Below are 510 nucleotides of genomic sequence, written 5' to 3'. Positions count from 1 at the left end.
ACCTTAACGCTCCTTTTCCTGCTTTCTTCCCGGTTCGGTGTAGCCCATCAGAGTGTCAATGTTCGCTTTGATCGTGACGAGCTCCTGCATATCCCGTCGTGCCTTTTGATATTCTCCATAGAGCTGTTTTTTCTTTGCTGTGAGCTTACGGCCTTCTTCCTTCAGCACATCCATTTTGGGGAGCTTCGCCCCGCCCAGCAGAGAGCGCATTTCCGCTTGTGCAGCCCGGTACAGTTCAAGGTCGGCCTCATGCTCCGCAAGGAATTTCCGGCTGTACTTCGTCGCCTTATACTGCTCAAAGACTGGACGGGTTTTGGCATACTGAACCGTTGCGGCCTTTAGCCCGGCATTGGTTTTCATGGCCTGTTCCGTCTGCTTGATCTGCTCGGAAATGGCATGAAAACGGTCTGCTGCCTCGGTGGCTTTCTGTGCCAACTGCTCATAATCGGTCAGGTTATTGTCCTGTATATAGGCAAGAGCGGCGGCCATCTGCTTAATGTTAAATACCTT

General features: G+C 51.8%; 1 pseudogene. It reads right to left on the bottom strand.

Annotated features, from left to right (window positions below):
* Positions 1-3: 3 nt before the first annotated feature.
* Positions 4-510 (bottom strand): annotated as a pseudogene (locus tag GPK90_RS19815) (relaxase/mobilization nuclease domain-containing protein); the annotation flags it as partial.

Origin of the sequence: Clostridium sp. MCC344 (genome assembly GCF_018785365.1) — a bacterium.
In the GTDB taxonomy this organism is placed as follows: Bacteria; Bacillota; Clostridia; order Lachnospirales; family Lachnospiraceae; genus Pilosibacter.
The sequence above is the reverse complement of the archived record's forward strand: the minus strand, read 5'-3'. Positions and strand labels throughout refer to the sequence as shown.